Annotated in this window: 13 protein-coding genes; 4 read left to right on the top strand and 9 right to left on the bottom strand. The window is 70.6% G+C overall.

The annotated features are described in order from the left end of the window. Window positions 1-20: 20 nt before the first annotated feature. From ACFPZ3_RS13270 to ACFPZ3_RS13255, 4 genes are all read right to left on the bottom strand, one after another. On the bottom strand, window positions 21-3,515 hold the full coding sequence (locus ACFPZ3_RS13270; protein WP_379514340.1) for a S8 family serine peptidase: 3,495 nt from the start codon (window positions 3,513-3,515) through the stop codon (window positions 21-23). A 125-nt stretch (window positions 3,516-3,640) separates the two neighbouring features. Continuing rightward, a complete protein-coding gene (locus ACFPZ3_RS13265) occupies window positions 3,641-5,074 on the bottom strand; it encodes a glycosyltransferase family 39 protein (RefSeq protein ID WP_379514339.1) in 1,434 nt (477 codons plus the stop codon). Between the two features lie 34 nt (window positions 5,075-5,108). Then, a complete protein-coding gene (locus tag ACFPZ3_RS13260; RefSeq protein ID WP_379514338.1) occupies window positions 5,109-5,705 on the bottom strand; it encodes a TetR/AcrR family transcriptional regulator in 597 nt (198 codons plus the stop codon). Between the two features lie 61 nt (window positions 5,706-5,766). After that, window positions 5,767-6,957: a cytochrome P450 gene (locus ACFPZ3_RS13255; RefSeq protein ID WP_379514337.1), complete on the bottom strand. Its 1,191-nt coding sequence runs from the start codon at window positions 6,955-6,957 to the stop codon at window positions 5,767-5,769. Window positions 6,958-7,305: 348 nt separating this feature from the next. Between ACFPZ3_RS13255 and ACFPZ3_RS13250 the strand changes: the two genes are divergently transcribed. The 3 genes from ACFPZ3_RS13250 to thyX all read left to right on the top strand — a co-directional run bounded on the left by ACFPZ3_RS13250 (window position 7,306) and on the right by thyX (window position 11,455). Continuing rightward, window positions 7,306-9,432 (top strand): anthranilate synthase component I, encoded by a 2,127-nt coding sequence (locus ACFPZ3_RS13250; RefSeq protein WP_379514336.1) that lies wholly within the window; start codon window positions 7,306-7,308, stop codon window positions 9,430-9,432. Between the two features lie 44 nt (window positions 9,433-9,476). Then, window positions 9,477-10,607, top strand: a complete 1,131-nt coding sequence (locus tag ACFPZ3_RS13245) for an amidohydrolase family protein (protein WP_379514335.1) — start codon at window positions 9,477-9,479, stop codon at window positions 10,605-10,607. A gap of 113 nt (window positions 10,608-10,720) precedes the next feature. Then, window positions 10,721-11,455: an FAD-dependent thymidylate synthase gene (gene thyX, locus ACFPZ3_RS13240; RefSeq protein WP_379514334.1), complete on the top strand. Its 735-nt coding sequence runs from the start codon at window positions 10,721-10,723 to the stop codon at window positions 11,453-11,455. Window positions 11,456-11,495: 40 nt separating this feature from the next. Here the strand turns inward: thyX and ACFPZ3_RS13235 are convergent, their stop codons facing one another. Both ACFPZ3_RS13235 and ACFPZ3_RS13230 read right to left on the bottom strand, forming a co-directional pair. Next, window positions 11,496-11,804 carry a ubiquitin family protein gene (locus tag ACFPZ3_RS13235; protein WP_379514333.1) on the bottom strand — a complete coding sequence of 103 codons (309 nt, stop codon included), beginning with the start codon at window positions 11,802-11,804 and terminating at the stop codon, window positions 11,496-11,498. A 3-nt stretch (window positions 11,805-11,807) separates the two neighbouring features. Further along, window positions 11,808-12,887: a WD40/YVTN/BNR-like repeat-containing protein gene (locus tag ACFPZ3_RS13230; protein ID WP_379514332.1), complete on the bottom strand. Its 1,080-nt coding sequence runs from the start codon at window positions 12,885-12,887 to the stop codon at window positions 11,808-11,810. 143 nt (window positions 12,888-13,030) lie between these two features. On the opposite strand from ACFPZ3_RS13230, the gene ACFPZ3_RS13225 reads away from it, so the two are divergent. Further along, window positions 13,031-13,825 carry a helix-turn-helix domain-containing protein gene (locus ACFPZ3_RS13225; RefSeq protein WP_379514331.1) on the top strand — a complete coding sequence of 265 codons (795 nt, stop codon included), beginning with the start codon at window positions 13,031-13,033 and terminating at the stop codon, window positions 13,823-13,825. A 21-nt stretch (window positions 13,826-13,846) separates the two neighbouring features. Here ACFPZ3_RS13225 and ACFPZ3_RS13220 read toward each other — a convergent pair whose 3' ends face one another. The 3 genes from ACFPZ3_RS13220 to ACFPZ3_RS13210 form a co-directional block, all read right to left on the bottom strand. Continuing rightward, complete coding sequence (locus tag ACFPZ3_RS13220; protein WP_379514330.1) at window positions 13,847-15,244, bottom strand: sialidase family protein; 1,398 nt, start codon at window positions 15,242-15,244, stop codon at window positions 13,847-13,849. A 141-nt stretch (window positions 15,245-15,385) separates the two neighbouring features. Next, complete coding sequence (locus ACFPZ3_RS13215) at window positions 15,386-16,504, bottom strand: globin domain-containing protein (RefSeq protein WP_379514329.1); 1,119 nt, start codon at window positions 16,502-16,504, stop codon at window positions 15,386-15,388. A 278-nt stretch (window positions 16,505-16,782) separates the two neighbouring features. Continuing rightward, window positions 16,783-17,142, bottom strand: a complete 360-nt coding sequence (locus ACFPZ3_RS13210) for a winged helix-turn-helix transcriptional regulator (RefSeq protein WP_379514328.1) — start codon at window positions 17,140-17,142, stop codon at window positions 16,783-16,785. Window positions 17,143-17,155: the final 13 nt, after the last annotated feature.

The following is a 17,155-nucleotide window of genomic DNA, read 5'->3' as shown; positions in this document are numbered from 1 at the left end:
CGGGGACGGGCCCGTCACGGTTACGGAGTCACCCGGTCCGGCCGTTCCGAGATGCGCACCGCGTTGACGATCGTCGCGCCCTGCCGGGTCGCGAAGCGCACGTTGAGCTGCCCGTCGGTCACCTTCACGGTGTACTGCCTGCTCACCGCCGTGTACGTGCCCGCCTCCAGCGCCAGGTCCAGCGCCGGGATCGCGAGCTGCCCCTCGACCAGCACGTCGAAGACCCGCTTGCCCATCTGCGTGTTCTTCAGGTCGGCGAAGTCCAGCTCCACCGTGTACGTCCCGGCCGGCACGTTGTCGAACCGGTACTCCAGCATCGACTCCCTGGCCGTCCTGAACAGGGTCTGGTCGGTGGTGCCGGAGATGGTCCTGGACGTGCTCTCCGTACGGTTCTGGGTGGCCACGTACCCGTAGCCGCCCTGGGCGTACTTCTTGTCCGGCGTCCAGGTGTCACCGGCGCCGTCCACCGCGTTCCTGGTGGCGCCCACGTCGATGGCGACCTGGTGCTTGGGCACCACGACCGTCACCTTGATCTCGATCGTGGGCTGCCGCCCGCTGGCGGACTTGACCGTCAGCTTGCCCTCGCGGAACGTGCCGGGCACGACGCCCGCGCTCGACACGTTCACCTTCAGGCTCACCTTCTGCCCCTTGGCCAGCTCGCCCGCCGCCGGCGACACCGTGAACCAGGACTCACCGGCCGCCGTGTACGGCGTCGCCGTACCCAGGTTCGTCAGCTCGATCGTCCGCGTCCGGCTCGACTCGGCGGGCAGCACCACGGTCAGCTCCGCCGCCGCCGCGCTCACCCGGCCCGTGACCAGCGCCGTGTCGATCCTCGTCACCGTCGCGGGCCCCACGGTGACCGGCTGGGTGAAGGTGCCGTAGTGCTCCTTGGACACCACGACGTCGTAGTCCCCGGCCAGCACCTGACCGTAGAAGGCGCCGTTCTCGCCGGTCGTGAACGTGGCCACGTCGCCCACCTTCACCGTCGCCCCGGCGATCGGCTGGCCGTCGTTGGCGTCGGTGACCGCGCCGGTGACCAGGCCGTGCCTGCTGGCCGTGAACGACAGGCCCTGCCCGGTGGCCAGGACCGCCTGGTTGTAGGAGTACAGCAGCGCGTCGTTGCCCGCCGCGTTCTCGACGCCGACCGTGGCGCTGACGCCCTGGTCGCGCTCGCTCTCGACGTCCTTGTACCGGAACCCGACCGAGCCGTCCTCGCCCAGCAGCGCCGAGAACGACACCCGCTGCCCGGTCTCGCTGTAGAAGGTGGCGTTGCGCCACTCGACCACGAACGTCCGGTGCGGCGCCGTGCCCGTCACCGCCGTGTAGATCCCGGCCTGGGCGTCCACGATGAGGTCGTCCCAGTACGGGTAGATCGCGTTGTTGGGCGTGCCCGAGGTCGGCAGCGTGCCGTTGCTGCCGGTCGTGATCCGGTCCGTGGCGAACATGACGTATCCGTTCGTGCCGATCCACGCCTTGCCGTACCCCGTGCCGTAGAACGGGACCGGGAACGGCAGCGTGACCTGCGCGGCCTCGTCGTCACCTGTCAGCGCCAGCTTCTCCGAGCCCGCCACGTACGCCTGCGCGCCGCTCCTGCAGGTGTAGCCGAAGTTGTCGCCGCGCAGCGGCAGCTCGATGTTCCTGGCCACGTCACCGGCCACCTCGACGGCCGCCGTCGAGGCGCTGGAGCAGCGGGAGGAGGGAGTGATCGTCAGCTCGTACGAGCCGTGCGGCAATGTCAGGCTGTAGTGGCCCGCCGCGTCGGTCACCCCGCTCACCGGTGTCCCGGCGGCCGCCACCGTCGCGCCCGGCTCCGGAGTGCCTGCCGTGGTGACCGTGCCGGACACCACGCCCGTCGGCAGCACCGTGATCGGCACGTCCACGGTCGCGGCCTGGTCGGCGGTGATCGTCACGTTCGCGGTGGCCTCGGCGTAGCCGAACTTCGAGGCGGTGATCCGGTAGTCGCCGGCCAGGAGGCGCGGGATGGCGTACCTGCCGTCCGCGCCCGTGGTCACGGTGCGGTTCAGCGGCCCGGCGACCGAGACCGACACGCCGGCCGCGGGCGCGCCGCCCGCCGTCACCGTGCCGGACAGGTCGCCCAGGCCCTCGTCGGGCGCGGCCAGCACGGCGGCGTAGGTGTCCAGCCGGCCCTCGCCCCAGACGTTGTTGTCGGCCGCGGTGCCGCCGCAGCTCGTGTCGCTGACGTCCGTCGCGGTGCCGTCCAGCAGCGGCCTGGTCGCCGCCACGTTGCCCAGCAGGCCGGGCGCCGCCGACCAGATCAGCGCCACCGTGGCCGCCACGTGCGGCGAGGCCATCGAGGTGCCGGTGTAGCTGTCGTAGGTGTTGCCGGGGGTCGAGGAGCGCACGTTGACGCCGGGGGCGGCGATGTTCGGCTTGGTCTCGCCGTTCTCGCCCTCGCCCTTGCTGGAGCGGGTGTACAGGGCGTTGTTGATGTCGAAGGCGCCCGCGCTGTACGAGGTCACGTACTGGGCGGGCGACCCGCTGGTGCGGCAGGCGGGCCCCTCGTTGCCGTTGGAGAAGGCCGGGAAGATCCCCGCCGCGATCCAGGAGTCCACGACCTCCTTGTAGAACGGGTCGAACCCGTCCCCGCCCCAGGAGTTGTTGATGATGTCCGGCGCCAGGTCGGGGCGCGGGTTCTGGCCGTTCAGATCGGTCGGCCGCACCAGCCACTGGCCGGCCGCCAGCAGGGAGGCGTCGGTGCAGGTGTTGACCTCACAACCCTTGGCGGCGATCCACTTGGCGCCCGGCGCCACGCCGATGCCGTTCGCGCCGACCATCGTGCCCATGGTGTGCGTGCCGTGGCCGTTGTTGTCGCACGGCGCCGCGGCCGGGCAGATGCGCGCCGGGTCGAACCAGTTGTAGTCGTGGGTGTAGGAGCCGTCCGGGTTCCTGCCCCGGTAACTGGCGGCCAGCTCGGGGTGGTCGAACTGGGCGCCGGTGTCGATGTGGGCGATCACGACGCCCTCACCGCGGTTGCCCAGCTCGTTCCACACGCGCGGCGCGTTCACCCGGTCGATGTTCCACTCGACCGCGTTCACTTTGGCCTCGGCCTTGCCGGAGATCGGCTTGGGGAGCGACAGGGTGCGTACCGGGAAGATGCGCTCGACCTCGGGCAGGCTCGCGATCTCGGACGCGAGCTTCTCGTCCGCGGTGACCTTCACCGCGTTGACGATCCAGTACGGGGTGTAGTCGGCGTGCTGGGAGTCGAGTAACTTGCGTAAGCCCTCCTGGGAGGACTCGGCGCGCTCGTTCTTGGCCTCGAAGACCAGCTCGGCCTTCGACTCCTTGGTGACGGCACGGCGGGCGCCGCTCAGGTCGGCGCTTCCCTTCATCCGTACCCAGAAGGTGGCCTTGTCGTCCTGCGCGAGCTGCGCCTGGACGGTTGTGTCGATCTTGCCGGGATCTGGCGCTGCCTGCGCCGCGGCCTGCGGGACCAACAGGCCGGCGACGGTCACGACCCCGGTGAGGATCGCACGCCAGCGGAGGGTGTGGGGCACTGGCTCTCCTTCAAGACATGGGCAGAGGTGATCTTTTACGCCTCTGTCGAGAAGGGTGAAGAGATCTTGTCGGGAAAGCAATAGGTGACGTAAAACGTTACTTTGCTGCGTAAAATGAAATCTGGTCAGCTGAAATGTCGCCACATAGGCCACATGGTGGACCAAGGCTGTTTCGGGCCTTTGCACAGGTGAATCGGCAGGCCCTGCTCCTCGTTCTCGACGCCGGCGCCGTTGTCCACCCGGGTCCGCTCCTCGCACGAGTCGAACAGCGCCAGGCCGCCCGGGCCGATGTTCACCAGGATCGCCACCGTGGCGTCCGCGGGCGGCGGGCCGTAGTCCCAGAGCTGGTTGTGGCCCGAGTAGACGCGCGGCATCCCGGCCTTGGCCAGCGCTCCGTGCTCGCCGTAGCTGCCCGTCACGACCACCGCCCGCTCACGCTCCGCGGGCGGCAGCGCGTCGCGTACCCCGCTCACCGCCGTCGTGAACTGCGGCCACCCGACGGACTCGCGCGCCACCTCGTTGATCGCCGGCACGGGGGTCGCGGCCAGCGCGGCCACCGGGATGAGCGGCAGCGCGATCAGCGGGCCGGCCACCGCGTTGGCCGCCAGGAACCCGCCGGCCAGCCGCACGCGCGCGGCTTTCGCGGCGCTCACGCAGCCCGCCGCGAACAGCAGCAGGATCAGCCCGGCCGTGTAGTCGAAGCGGCCCCCGCTGATCAGCGTCAGCGCCGCCGCCACCGGGTACGCGATCGCCAGCGCCCGCACCCGCCGGTCCCGCCACAGCCGGACGAACCCGAACGCCCCGATCACCGACACGACCGGCCCGAACAGAATGAGCTGCATCGGCACGAACAACACCCGGAGCTCCGCGCCCTTGTCCTCACTCAGCGCCGCCGCCATCGAGAGTTGCGGCCAGCCGTTCGTGACCTGGTAGAGGAGATTCGGCAGCGCGAGCACCACCGCGAGCAGCGCCCCCGCCCATAACCAGGGGCTCGCCAGCAACCGCCGCGGGCCCGCGATGAGCAGCCCCGCCGCCAGTCCCAGCACCAGCAGCGCGATCAGGTGCTTGTTGTAGGTGGCCAGCCCGATGACCGCCCCGGCCGCGAGCCACCAGCGCGGCTGCTCCCGCAGCAGCGCCCTGAGCAGGAACAGGATCGCCGCCGCCCACAGCGGCAGGTCGAAGGAGAGCGTCAGCAGCGAGTGCCCCGCGATCAGCGAGTACACCCCCGTCGCCGTCCCCGCGGCGGCCAGGACCTGGGCCGCCGTGCCCCCGTCCAGCTCTCTGGCGATGAGGGCCACGAGCACGACCAGCAGCGCGATGGACAGGGCCGGGAGCACCCTGATCCCGGTCACCGTGTCGCCGAACACCGCGATCCCGGCCCTGGCCAGCATCGGCGTCAGCGACGGCTGGTCGACGTACCCCCAGCCGGGGTGTTCGGACAACACGCGGAAGTACAGCTCGTCGCGGTGATATCCGTAACCGGGGCTCAGCGCGAGCAGCACCCCGAACAACAGGACCGCGATCACGGTGACCGGACGCCAGGCCAAGGGCCGTTCCATGGACGCCGAGGCTAGATCGTCCCGCCGTCCGCTGTCACTGCCGGAAGCCGAACTGTGTCAGGATCTTCATGAGGTACGCCGTGATCCGCCCGGCGTCCTCGTCGTCGGGATAGGCGCCGAGGTGATAGATCACCGCCGCGGACAACACCTCCTGCACCACCTCCAGGTCCACCTCGCGCGGAAGCCGGCCGAGGTCGCGGGCCTCGGACAACGTCTCCCGCACCAGCGCCGCCCGGCGCCCGCCGTTGACCAGCCGGTAGGCGCCCATCAGCTCGGGATAGTCGTCGCGGCTGCCGTAGAGCCGGCGCAGCAGCCGCCGGTGACGGGGGATCGCCAGGTACGCCGCCCAGTCGCCGAACATGTGCTCGACGTCGCGCCAGCCGGTGAGCCCGGGGTCGTTGTCGTGGTTGGCCCACTCCAGCGTCCGCACCAGCAGCGCCGTCTTGTCGGCGAACCTGCGGTAGACCGTCGCGCGCGTCACCCCGGCCCGCTTGGCGACCTGCTCGATGCTGGTCTGCTGCGCGCCCTGCTCGATCAGCAGGTCGAGCGCCGCGGCCAGGATGGCCAGGTCGGCCTCCTGGCTGCGCGGCCGGCCGGCCGGGCGCCGGGCTCCGTCGCGGGAAATCGTCATCTGCTCCGGGTCACCATCGTGTCGTAGAGGCCGTCCTGCAGCAGTCTATTGAGCCGCCCATCTATGTCACGTCCCAGGTGACGGGCAGGCTGTGCACGCCGTAGATGAGCATGTCCGTACGGAGCGGCACCTCCTCCGCCTCGACGGCCAGCCGCAGCGACGGGAACCGGCCGAACAACGCGGGGAAGGCCGCCCGCATCTCCACCCGGGCGAGCTGCTGCCCCAGGCACTGGTGCACGCCGTGCCCGAACCCCACGTGCCCGCCGCTCGCCCGCCGCAGGTCCAGGCGGTCGGGGTCGGGGAAGCGGCCCGGGTCGCGGTTGGCCGCCGCGAGTGAGACGGTGACCGTCTCCCCGGCCCTGACCAGCTCGCCGCCCAGCTCGACGTCCTCCAGCGCGGTACGAAGCAGGAAGGGGATGATGTCCAGGAACCGCATCAGCTCCTCCACCACGTGGTCCACGCCGCCCGGGTCCGCCCGCAGCACGGCGAGCTGTTCCGGGTTCCGCAGCAGCGCGAAGGTGCCCAGGGCGAGCATGTTGGCGGTGGTGTCCAGGCCGGCGCCGAGCAGCATGAAGCCGATGTTGGTCAGCTCCTCCTCGGTGAGGTCGCTCTTGGCCAGCCCGCTGAGCATGTCGTCCGTCGGGCTCGCCCGCTTGGCCAGCACGAGCTCCTTCATGTGGGCCTGCATCGCGAGGAAGGCCGTCATCATCTCCTCCCGCGGGAGGCCCGGCCGGCTGAGCTTGGCGCTGTCGGACATGAAGTCCTCGCGCTCCTGTTCCGGCACGCCCAGCAGCTCGCAGATCACCACGGCCGGGATCGGCCCCGTGAACACCTTCACCAGGTCGGCCGGCGGCCCCTGACGTTCCATGGCGTCCAGGTACTCGACGGTGACCGCCTCGACCCGCTCGGTGAGCAGCCGCATCCTGCGCACGGTGAACTCGCCGGTGAGCAGGTGACGGTAGCGGGTGTGCACGGGCGGGTCGTTCGAGATGAACATCCCGGGCGGGGCAGGCTGCCCGCCGCCCCCGGCGCCCTCGATCGGCACATGCCGCAACTCGGCCCTCGCACTGAACCTCTGGTCGGCCAGCACCTCACGCACGAGCGCATGACTGGTCACCAGCCACCCCTGATGCCCGTCGGGGTATGCCAGCCGCGCGACGGGCCTCTTCTCCCGCAACCCGGCCATCTCCAAGGGGGGATCGAACGGCGTGGGCCGCTCTACGGGCAGCACGATCGCCTCGGTCTCCGTCATCCCACATCTCCTTCCAACCGACTACACAAATACAGTACAGCTCTGTATTCAAAATCAACACCCACCCCTCAGCGACTGCTGGACGCCCACGGAACCCGCATCCCCGGGCGTCCCCAGGGTCGCCGCGTCGGCGGGGAGCTGAACGGTCCGGGTTGGCGGGTCGCGTTGCGCGATCATGGTCGGGCGGTTACCCTAGACGGCATGCGAACTCACGCTCAGCTCCAGTGGTGGCGCCGCTCCTAGGCGGCGCGTGTTTCGCATTCCTCAACGGACGGCCGCCCCGGGATGGCGGCCTTTCTCGTGTCCGCCCCCGGGGCTCGATCATTTGACGTGGCAAAGGGGCAACAAGTGGAGACGAGCGGATATACCACCGCCGGGGGCATCGGCGTCGAACGCGAGACACGCGAGGTGGACGAGGCCGCCCTCGAAGAGATCGTGACCTCCCTCGCGGAGCGGCGCGGGGGCGCCTTCTCCTCGGGCATGGACTACCCGGGCCGCTACAGCCGATGGGCGTTCGGCTACGTCGACCCGTGCCTGGAGCTGGTCGCCAGGGGCCGTACCATCTCGGCGACCGCGCTCAACGCGCGCGGCCGGGTCGTGCTGCCCGCCATCGCCTCCTGCCTGCTGGCCGCGGGCAAGCCGGTCACCGAGCCCACGCTGGACCGGGTGGAGGTGCACGTACCGGAGTCGGAGGACCTGCTGCCGGAGGAGATGCGCAGCCGCAGGCCCACCGTGTTCACCGCGATCCGCGAGGTCATCGCCGCCTTCAAGGGCGACGACTCGCACCTCGGGCTCTACGGCGCGTTCGGCTACGACCTGGCCTTCCAGTTCGAGCCCATCAGGCAGGAGCTCGTCCGCCCCGACGACCAGCGCGACCTCGTGCTGCACCTGCCCGACCGGATCGTGGTGATCGACCGGCAGCGCGAGAGCAGCGTCGAACTCCGCTACGAGTTCACCGTGGACGGCACGAGCACCCGCGGGCTGGAGCGCACCGGCGACACCGCGCCCGCGGTCACGCCGGGCGTGCCGCCGAAGGACCCGGTGAGGGGCGAGTACGCCAAGGTGGTGGCCGCCGCCAAGGAGAAGTTCAAGCGCGGCGACCTGTTCGAGGTCGTGCCCGGGCAGGTCTTCCACGCCACCTGCACCGACCCGTCCGCCTTCTACCGCGGCCTGCGCATCAGCAATCCGGCCCCGTACGAGTTCATCATCAGCCTCGGAGAGGGCGAGCACCTGGTCGGCGCCTCGCCCGAGATGTTCGTACGCGTCAGCGGCGACCGTGTCGAGACCTGCCCCATCTCCGGCACCATCGCCCGCGGCAGCAACCCCGTCGAGGACGCCGAGGCCATCCGGACGCTGCTGTCCAGCGTCAAGGAGGAGTCGGAGCTGACCATGTGCACCGACGTGGACCGCAACGACAAGTCGCGCATCTGCGTACCGGGCACCGTCAAGGTCATCGGCCGCCGCCAGATCGAGCTCTACTCCCGCCTCATCCACACGGTGGACCACATCGAGGGCCGCCTGCGCCCCGAGTTCGACGCCCTCGACGCCTTCCTCACCCACATGTGGGCCGTCACGGTCACCGGCGCGCCCAAGGCGTGGGCGATGCAGTTCATCGAGGACAACGAGGCGACCACCCGCAGGTGGTACGGCGGGGCCATCGGCTTCATCGGCTTCGACGGCTCCATGAACACCGGCCTGACCCTGCGTACCGCGCAGATCAAGAACGGCGTGGCGACCGTCAGGGCGGGCGCCACGCTGCTGTTCGACTCCGACCCCGAGGCGGAGGAGCGCGAGACCGAGCTCAAGGCCAGCGCCCTGCTCGGCGCGCTGGCCGCGGTCAACCAGCCCGACGCCGTGCCGGTCGAGGTGCCGAGGGAGCAGCCGGGCCTGGGCATGAAGGTGCTGCTCGTGGACCACGAGGACTCCTTCGTCAACACCCTGGCCGACTACTTCCGCCAGGAGGGCGCCGACGTGGTGACGCTGCGCCACGGTTTCCCCGCGCCGATGATCGACGAGATCGCGCCCGACCTGGTGGTGCTCTCGCCCGGCCCCGGCTGGCCGACCGACTTCGGCATGTCGGCCCTGCTCGACCAGGTCTACGCCCGCGACCTGCCGGTGTTCGGCGTCTGCCTGGGGCTGCAGGCCATGGTGGAGCAGGCCGGCGGCACGCTGGAGCTGCTCGACTACCCCGAGCACGGCAAGCGCGGCCAGGTCGCGCGGCTGGGCGACAGCGCGCTGCTGGAGGGGCTGCCGGAGGAGTTCACCGCGGCCCGCTACCACTCGCTGCACGCCAAGCGGCCCGGCGTGGTGGGCTTCGTCCCGACCGCGCTCACGCCCGACGGCAACGTCATGGCCATCGAGGACCCCGCGCGGCGGCGCTTCGCCGTGCAGTTCCACCCGGAGTCGATCCTGACCCAGGAGGGCGGCGCGGGCGCGAAGATCATCGCGAACGTGCTGCGGCTGTCCCGCAGGTAGGTAAAACGGGCGCGGGAGCGTGCGGGGTCCCCTAGAGTCTCCGCATGCTCCCCGTAGACCTGCCCGGCACAGTGCGTGACGCGCTGCTCGCCCCGCTCGTCGACCACCACTGTCACGGGGTGCGGCGAGACGACCTGAGCAGAGCCCAGTTCGAGCTGCTCATCGGCGAGGGCGGCGTCCCGGCGCCGCCCGGCACGACCCATTTCGACACGCCGTCCGGCGCCGCCGTCCGCCGCTGGTGCGCGCCGCTGCTCGACCTGGAGCCGCACGCCCCGCCCGCCGTCTACCTGGCCCGCCGGGCCGAGCTCGGCGCGGGTGAGGTCAACCGGCGGCTGCTGGCCGGGGCCGGGGTGGTGGCGTTCCTGGTGGACAGCAGCGATCGCCAGGGGCCGCAGGACGCCGACGTGCTGAGCGCCGCCGAGATGGGCCGCCACGGCGGGGCGGCCGCCGACGAGCTGGTACGGATCGAGCAGATCGAACGGGACGTGGCCGAGACCGCGCAGCTCGGCGTGGACTACCTCGACGCCCTGGCCGACGAGCTGGCCGCCAGGGCCGCCAGGGCGGTCGGGCTCAAGACGGTCATCGGCTCCCTGATGGGCCTCGACCTCGACCCGGCCAGGCCCACCAGGGGCGCGGTGATCGCGGCGGCCAACCGGCGGCTGGCCGACCCCAAGGAGCTCCTGACCGACCCGATCCTGCTGCGCTACCTGCTCTGGAGCGCGGTCGACGTGGCCAGGGAGCGGGGGCTGCCGGTGCAGTTCCACAGCGGGTTCGGGGCCGATCCCGCGGGGCTGAGCGCCTTCGTCAGGGAGTTGCAGCCGCTCGGCGTGCCGGTCATCCTGCTGCACTGCCATCCCTACCACCGCCAGGCCGCCTATCTGGCCGGGGCGTTCCCGCACGTGTACGTGGACGTCGGCCTCGCCCCGCCGTACACCGCGGCCTCGGCCCGGGTCGTGGACGAGCTGCTGGAGCTGGCCCCGTTCCACAAGCAGTTGTTCAGCTCCTGCTGCCGCGGCCTGGCCGAGACCGGCTACCTGGGCGCTCTCTACTACCGGCACGCCCTGGCCGCGGCGCTCGGCTCCAGGCTGGCCACGGGGGAGTGGAGCACGTCCGACGCGGCCAGGGTCGCCCACATGATCGGCTCCGGCAACGCCCGGCGCATCTACCGGCTCTGACCGCCCGCGTCCGGGGGAGAACCGCGCTGACCTGCCGTACCGCCGACTCGCGCATGGGGGCGGGACCTGGTTTGCTTGAACCGACACATCATCGAGCGGGAGTGGGGTTGTGCATGGGCCAGGTCGAACCGGAGGTCGAGGTCAAGTTCCGTAGCGACATGGACGTGGAGCTGATCAAGTCCGCCGCCTCGGACGCCGACGTGTTGTGGGCGGCACGCGTCTCCACCAAGGGTGAGAGCTCGCTGGCCGAGATCGAGGCCGATCCCCAGCGCTCCAAAGGTTTGATCAACTTCCTGATGCGGGATCGGCACGGCACCCCGTTCGAGCACTCCTCGATGACCTTCTACATCAGCGCGCCGATCTTCGTCTTCCGCGAGTTCATGCGGCACCGTACGTTCTCCTACAACGAGGAGTCCGGCAGATACCGGCAGCTCGTGCCCGTCTTCTACGTGCCGGGGGCGGACCGCAAGCTGGTCCAGGAGGGCAAGCCCGGCAAATACGTCTTCCTCGACGGCACCCCCGAGCAGCACGAGCTGGTGAGCAAGGCGACCCAGGACAGCTACCGGCAGTCCTACCGCGCCTATCTGGAGATGCTGGAGGCGGGCGTGGCCAGGGAGGTGGCCCGCACCGTGCTCCCGGTCGGCCTCTACTCCTCGATGTACGCCACCTGCAACGCGCGCGCGCTGATGAACTTCCTGTCGCTGCGCGTCAAGCGCGAGGACTCCGCCTTCCCCTCCTTCCCGCAGCGCGAGATCGAGATGGTCGCCGAGAAGATGGAGGAGCAGTGGGCCGGGCTCATGCCGCTGACCCACGCGGCCTTCGAGGCCAACGGCCGCGTCTGCCCGTGAAGGCTGTGGTGGACGGGCCCCGTCCACCACAAGCATCGTTTCAGGCGAGCGCCGGGAGCACGTAGACCTCGGCGCCCGGGGGCAGGGCGCAGTCGAGACCGCCGAGCCCCCGGGCGTTCTCCCCGCAGACGATCATGCTGATGTGCCTGCGGATGCGCCCGTAGTCGTCGCGCAACCGCTCCTCCAGCATCGGATGCGTACGCCGCAGCGTGTCCAGCGCCGAGCCCAGGGTGGGCGGGGAGTCGCGGTCGGCGCCGACCGCGAAGACCTTGACCTCCGTCCGCCCGCTCACCCACCTGCGCAGCGAACTGGGCAGCACGAACACGACCATCGTCACCGGTTTCGACATCGGCTAGAGCACCGCCGCGCGCACGGTGAGCACGTCGGGCAGATGCCGGCCGACCAGCGACCAGCTCTCGCCGTCGTCACGCGAGCAGTAGACCTCGCCGTCACGCGTGCCGAAGAACACCCCCGCCTCCGACGAGGTCATCGCATCGCGCAGCACGGTCGCGTGCACCGGCCCCTCGGGCAGGCCCTTCGAGAACGGCTGCCAGGTCTTGCCCGCGTCGTCGCTGCGGTAGACCCGGTAGCGGTGATCGACCGGCGTGCGGTCCATGTCGGCCGTCAGCGGCAGCACGTAGATCGTGTCGGGCCGCGACGGGTGCACCGCGATCGGGAAGCCGAAGTCCGACGGCAGCGGCGAGCCGATGTCGCGCCAGCTCCCGCCGAAGTCGTCGCTGCGGTAGACGCCGAAGTGGTGCTGCAGGTAGAGCCGCTCCGGCCGGGACGGGTGCACGGTCACCTTGTGCACGCACTGCCCGAACTCCGGATATTGCTGCCCCTCCGGCATGAACGGGGCCCGGATGTTCTTGTTGGCCGCCTCCCAGGACCGGCCGCCGTCGGTCGTGCGGTAGAAGCCGGCGGCCGAGACCGCGATCGCCATGACCTCCGGGTCGGTCGGGTGGCTGAGAATCGTGTGCAGGCACAGGCCGCCGCCGCCCGGCTGCCACTGCTCGCGGTGCGGGTGCTCCCACAGGCCCTCGACGAGCCTGTAGGTGACGCCGCGGTCCTCGGAACGGAACAGCGCGGCCGGCTCGACCCCCGCCCACACCACGTCGGGCTCGGACGGAGAGGGGTGGAGCTGCCAGACGCGGGCGAGCGTCGTCTCCGTCTTCTCGGGGAAGGCGATCGGCGGGCGCTCCGCCTCCTGCCAGGTCTGGCCGAGGTCGTCGGAGTACATGACCGACGGGCCGAAATGGCCGTATTCGATGCCGGCCAGCAGCCGGGGTGTGGCGCCTCGGGTGTCGATCGCCACCGAGGGCACCGCGACCGTGGAGAACTGGATCGGCTCGATCTCGAAGGGACCGCCGTCCGCCGAACGGGCGAGGAACAGGCCCTTGCGGGTGCCGATCGCGAGCATCGCGTCACTCATAGCATCGCTCCCATGTTCGCTTGCGGCCATCGTGCCATGTGGCACCGACAGTTACCGAGGACTGGGAGATTCACCGCAATGTCCACCGCGCATTACCTCCCGGGTAATCGAGACCCTTCCCCCGGCTCGATACGGTGTCGGGCATGGGAGCGGTTGCCGTACAAGTGGAGTCCTTCGGTGAGCTGCTGCGCTCGTGGCGGCAGCGGCGGCGGGTGAGCCAGCTCGACCTGGCCATCGAGGCCGACGTCTCGGCTCGCCACATCAGCTTTCTGGAGACCGGGCGCGCCCGGCCGAGCCGGGAGATGGCGATGAAACTGGCGGAGGAGCTGGAAGTGCCGCTGCGGCACCGCAACAGACTGCTGGTGTCCGCGGGGTTCGCCCCGGTCTATCCCGAACGGGAGGTACGCGCTCCCGAGATGCAGGTGGTCCGGCAGGCGCTGGACAAGATCCTCGCCGGGCACGAGCCGTACCCGGCGGTCGTGGTGGACGCCACGTGGAACCTGGTCGCGGCCAACGCGGCGGCCGCCATGTTCATGGAAGGGGTGCCCGCCGAGCTGCTGGAGGAGCCGGTCAACGTGATGCGGCTGTCGCTGCATCCGCAGGCCATGGGCGGGCGGCTGCTGAACCTGGCCGAGGTGCGCGCCCACCTGCTGCACCAGCTTCGCCGGCAGGCCGAGGCGTCGGGGAACGGGCAGCTGGCGGAGTTGCACGACGAGCTGGCGGCGTACACGTATCCGGGGGCGGACCTCAACGTGGCGCACGTTCCCGGGCCCGCCGACATCCTGGTGCCGCTGCGGATCGCGGACGGCGACCGGGTCCTGTCGATGTTCACGACGATCGCGACGTTCGGGACGCCGCTGGACGTGACGGTGTCCGAGCTGGCCATCGAGACGTTCTGGCCCAGCGACGAGGAGACCGCGGCCGCCTTCGGCCGCTGACGCGGTATCACCTCCCCCGGTTCAGCGGGCCGTCGTCGAGAGGGTGGGCGGGGTGTCGCCCGTCGCGATGGCCGCTTCGATGGAGATCGTGGGCGGGTCGCCGCCCACGATGGGCAGGCCGCCCGTGACCGTGTGCACCCGTACGTTCATGGCCCCGCCCGCGGGCGGGGCCGCGACCGCGAAGGCGGGGAAGGCGCTGCCGCCCGGGACGACCGAGGTGGAGATGTAGTCGCCCACGGTACGGCCCTGCGCGGAATCGGCCAGCCAGTCCAGGGGCACCGGCCCCTGGAGCTCCATCGGCGGTGACCAGCTCGCCCCGCCGTTGCTGGAGGAGGTGTAGGCGACCGTGAGGCGGCACGTGGCGGGCGCGCAGGCGGCGTCCGGGTAGCGGTAGTAGGCGAGCGCCAGCCGGGCCGTGTCGCCGGTGCTCGCGCGATCCACGCCGAGCCCGGGGATGAAGTGGTCGCCGCCGTCGCCGGTGACCCGGAGGACGTCGCCCCACGCGTTGCCCGTCGCCGAACGGCTGAGCACGATGTCGTTGGCGGCGCAGCCGATCTGGAAGCGGCAGTCGTGCCAGGTGACGTACACGGTGCCGGAGGCGTCGCTCTCCGCCGACGGCAGCGGCGCGGCCCGCAGGCCTCCGGCCACGGTGTGCCGCTGCACCTGCGAGACCAGCACGCTCTCGCCCCAGCTCGCCCCGCCGTCGCGGGAGCGGAAGGAGCGGATCTGGCCGTCCTCGCTCAGGTAGGGCACCACCACGGCCCCGTTCGGCCGTACCACCGGCTGCCCGCCCAGCCCGGCGGCCGAGGTGCCGGCGACGGCCCAGGTCAGGCCACCGTCGGAGGAACGGGCCACCTTGATCGCGTTGCCGGTGCCGTGGTCGTCGAAGACCGCGTAGCAGCGGCCGCGGAAGGGGCTGTCCGCGCCGTTGTCGCAGACGACCCAGCTCTTGTCCAGGTCGCCCCCGACGGCGGTCGTGACGGGCGCGTCCCAGGTCAGCCCGTCGGTGGAGCGGCTGGTCAGCACGGCCGCCCCGCTCACCCCGCCGGCGTCGGCGAGCGCCAGTGAGGTGATCAGCCACACGCCGTGCCCGGCGTCGTAGGCCACCGACGGGTCGCTGACCCGCGCGTACGGCCCGCCGCCGAACGCGGTGAGCCCGGGCAGCACGCCCTTCGCCCACGTGACGCCGTTGTCGCCGGAGGTCGCGAACGCGATCCCGGACGCCCCTCCGTCGTGGAAGCGGCCCGCCTGCTGCGCGGCCACGATCGTCGAGTTCCACTGGTAGGTGTCGGGCCCGGTCTGGGTGCCGTGCTGGCTGGTGGCGTTGGCGTAGGCGTCGGAGCCGAGCTCGATCAGCGGCACCGCCTCTGAGGCCGTCTCTGCGGCTGCGGCGGGGGCCGTGGTGAGGAGGAACGTCACGGTGATGAGGGTGGCTAATCCGCCGATTTTTCGGCGCCGGGCGGGGGATGGCACATTCCACCTCCACTTGGCGTGTCAATATCCAGATGGCACTGCCCAACCCCCGCTGTCAACCTCCTGATCTAGAAAAACGCCGACATTTCAGCGTTCGCCCTGGATGATGTCCCGGTGGATGCGGGCCAGCGGCACGCCGTCGATCTGCAGGCGGCGCACGGTCTCGTTGACCATGGAGGTGGGGCCGCACACGTACACGTCGTGCTCGGCCCAGGAGCGGAAGCGCTGCGCCACCTCGGGCAGATGGCCGCGCATGCCCTCGTAGGAGGGCTGGTCCGACACCACCGGCAGCACGCGCAGCCAGGGGAACGACGACTCCATCCTGATCAGGTCAGGCAGGTCGTACAGCTCCCCGGCGGAGCGGGCGCCGTACAGCAGGTGGATGTTGGGACGGCGGCCGGAGGCGATGATGGACTCCACGATCGCCTTCAGCGGCGCCAGGCCCGTGCCGCCGGCCACGCACAGCACGTCGCGCACGCTGCGCTCGCACGGCGCCATCGTGCCCATCGGCGGGCCTACCATGAGCGTGTCGCCGACGCGGGTGTGCCTGATCAGCGCGGTCGACACCCAGCCGCCGGGCACCGAGCGCACGTGCAGCCTGATCGTGTTGTCCTGGCGCGGCGCGTTCGCGATCGAGAACGTGCGCCAGACGCGCGGCCAGCGCGCGGTCTGCACGTTGACGTACTGGCCGGGCGTGTACGGCAGCCGCTGCGTCGGCCGCAACGTGATCACCGCGATGTCCCGGTGGCGCTGCTCGTGGTCGACGACCTCGGCCAGCCACCAGGCGGGGGAGACCCCCGCGTCCGACTCGGCCGACTCGATCATGAGATTGGCCGCCGCCGTGTACGCCGCCACCCAGGCGGCCTCGATCTCGTCGTTCCACACGTCGGCCGCGAAACGCCGGATCGTGGCCAGCAGGGCGTTGCCCACGGCCGTGTAGTGCTCGGCGACGACGCCGTATTTCCGGTGGTCCCTGCCGAGTTGCCCCAGATAGCCGGCCAGGCCGTCGGGGCTGTCCAGGCTCCAGACGATCCGGGTCAACGCGCTGAACAGCCGGTCCCGCTGTACGTCCATCGCGGGCGGGAACATGCCTCGCAGATGCGGATTCTCGGCGAACAACCGGCCGTAGAAGTAGGCCGTGGCCTTCTCGGCCACCGGCTCGACGACGGAGAAGCTCTCCTTCACCAGGCGCGGATTCAACGACATACAAACAACCCCACCCCTTGGCCGGAAACGCGTTCCGGCCTTCGCCGTTCACCTCCCTGACGGTTCCGGGTCGTGAGCGCGGGACCCCTCCCCGGCATGTCCGGCGCTCGAAATCGAGTGTTACACCACCACTGATGCGTCACAACCGTTTCCCCTCAATACGGTGCGAAGCAGAACTATCAGTAGTGACACCGTGATTCTCCGCGCGCAATCTTCGGAGAATTACGGTCGGCAAATACGAAAATAATTAATTTTCGTATTCTGAAAGGGTCAGGGGGTCAACTCCGGCGGTCATGCTCGGCCTGGGTCGCCAGGATCCTCTCCGCGGAACGGGTGATCCACTCGACCAGCCCGCACAGGTGCCCCACCGCTTCCCGGCCGAGCGGCGTGAGGGAATAGGTCACCTTCGGCGGCGACGTGGGCTCCACGAACCGGTCGAGCATCCCGTCCCTGACCAGCACGCGCAGGTTCTGCGACAACATCTTCTCGCTGATGCCCTCGATCCGGTCGCGGAGCCGGTGGAACCGGAGCGGGCCGTCCTTGAGCGCGACCAGCACGAGCACGCCCCAGCGGCTGGTCAGGTGCTCAAGCACCTGACGCCCGGAGCAGTCGACGGCGAACAGATCCTCGACTTCCATGCTCCAGGAGCTT

The organism is Nonomuraea insulae, from assembly GCF_042656245.1.
Note: the sequence above shows the minus strand (reverse complement) of the source record. Positions and strands in the feature narration are given on the sequence as shown.

Coding starts and splice junctions, on each gene's coding strand:
- ACFPZ3_RS13245 (WP_379514335.1), top strand. CDS start 9,477: ATGCTCCCCGTAGACCTGCCCGGCACAGTGCGTGACGCGCTGCTCGCC.
- ACFPZ3_RS13210 (WP_379514328.1), bottom strand. CDS start 17,142: ATGGAAGTCGAGGATCTGTTCGCCGTCGACTGCTCCGGGCGTCAGGTG.
- ACFPZ3_RS13215 (WP_379514329.1), bottom strand. CDS start 16,504: ATGTCGTTGAATCCGCGCCTGGTGAAGGAGAGCTTCTCCGTCGTCGAG.
- ACFPZ3_RS13230 (WP_379514332.1), bottom strand. CDS start 12,887: ATGAGTGACGCGATGCTCGCGATCGGCACCCGCAAGGGCCTGTTCCTC.
- ACFPZ3_RS13235 (WP_379514333.1), bottom strand. CDS start 11,804: ATGTCGAAACCGGTGACGATGGTCGTGTTCGTGCTGCCCAGTTCGCTG.
- thyX (WP_379514334.1), top strand. CDS start 10,721: ATGGGCCAGGTCGAACCGGAGGTCGAGGTCAAGTTCCGTAGCGACATG.
- ACFPZ3_RS13265 (WP_379514339.1), bottom strand. CDS start 5,074: ATGGAACGGCCCTTGGCCTGGCGTCCGGTCACCGTGATCGCGGTCCTG.
- ACFPZ3_RS13255 (WP_379514337.1), bottom strand. CDS start 6,957: ATGACGGAGACCGAGGCGATCGTGCTGCCCGTAGAGCGGCCCACGCCG.
- ACFPZ3_RS13260 (WP_379514338.1), bottom strand. CDS start 5,705: ATGACGATTTCCCGCGACGGAGCCCGGCGCCCGGCCGGCCGGCCGCGC.
- ACFPZ3_RS13225 (WP_379514331.1), top strand. CDS start 13,031: ATGGGAGCGGTTGCCGTACAAGTGGAGTCCTTCGGTGAGCTGCTGCGC.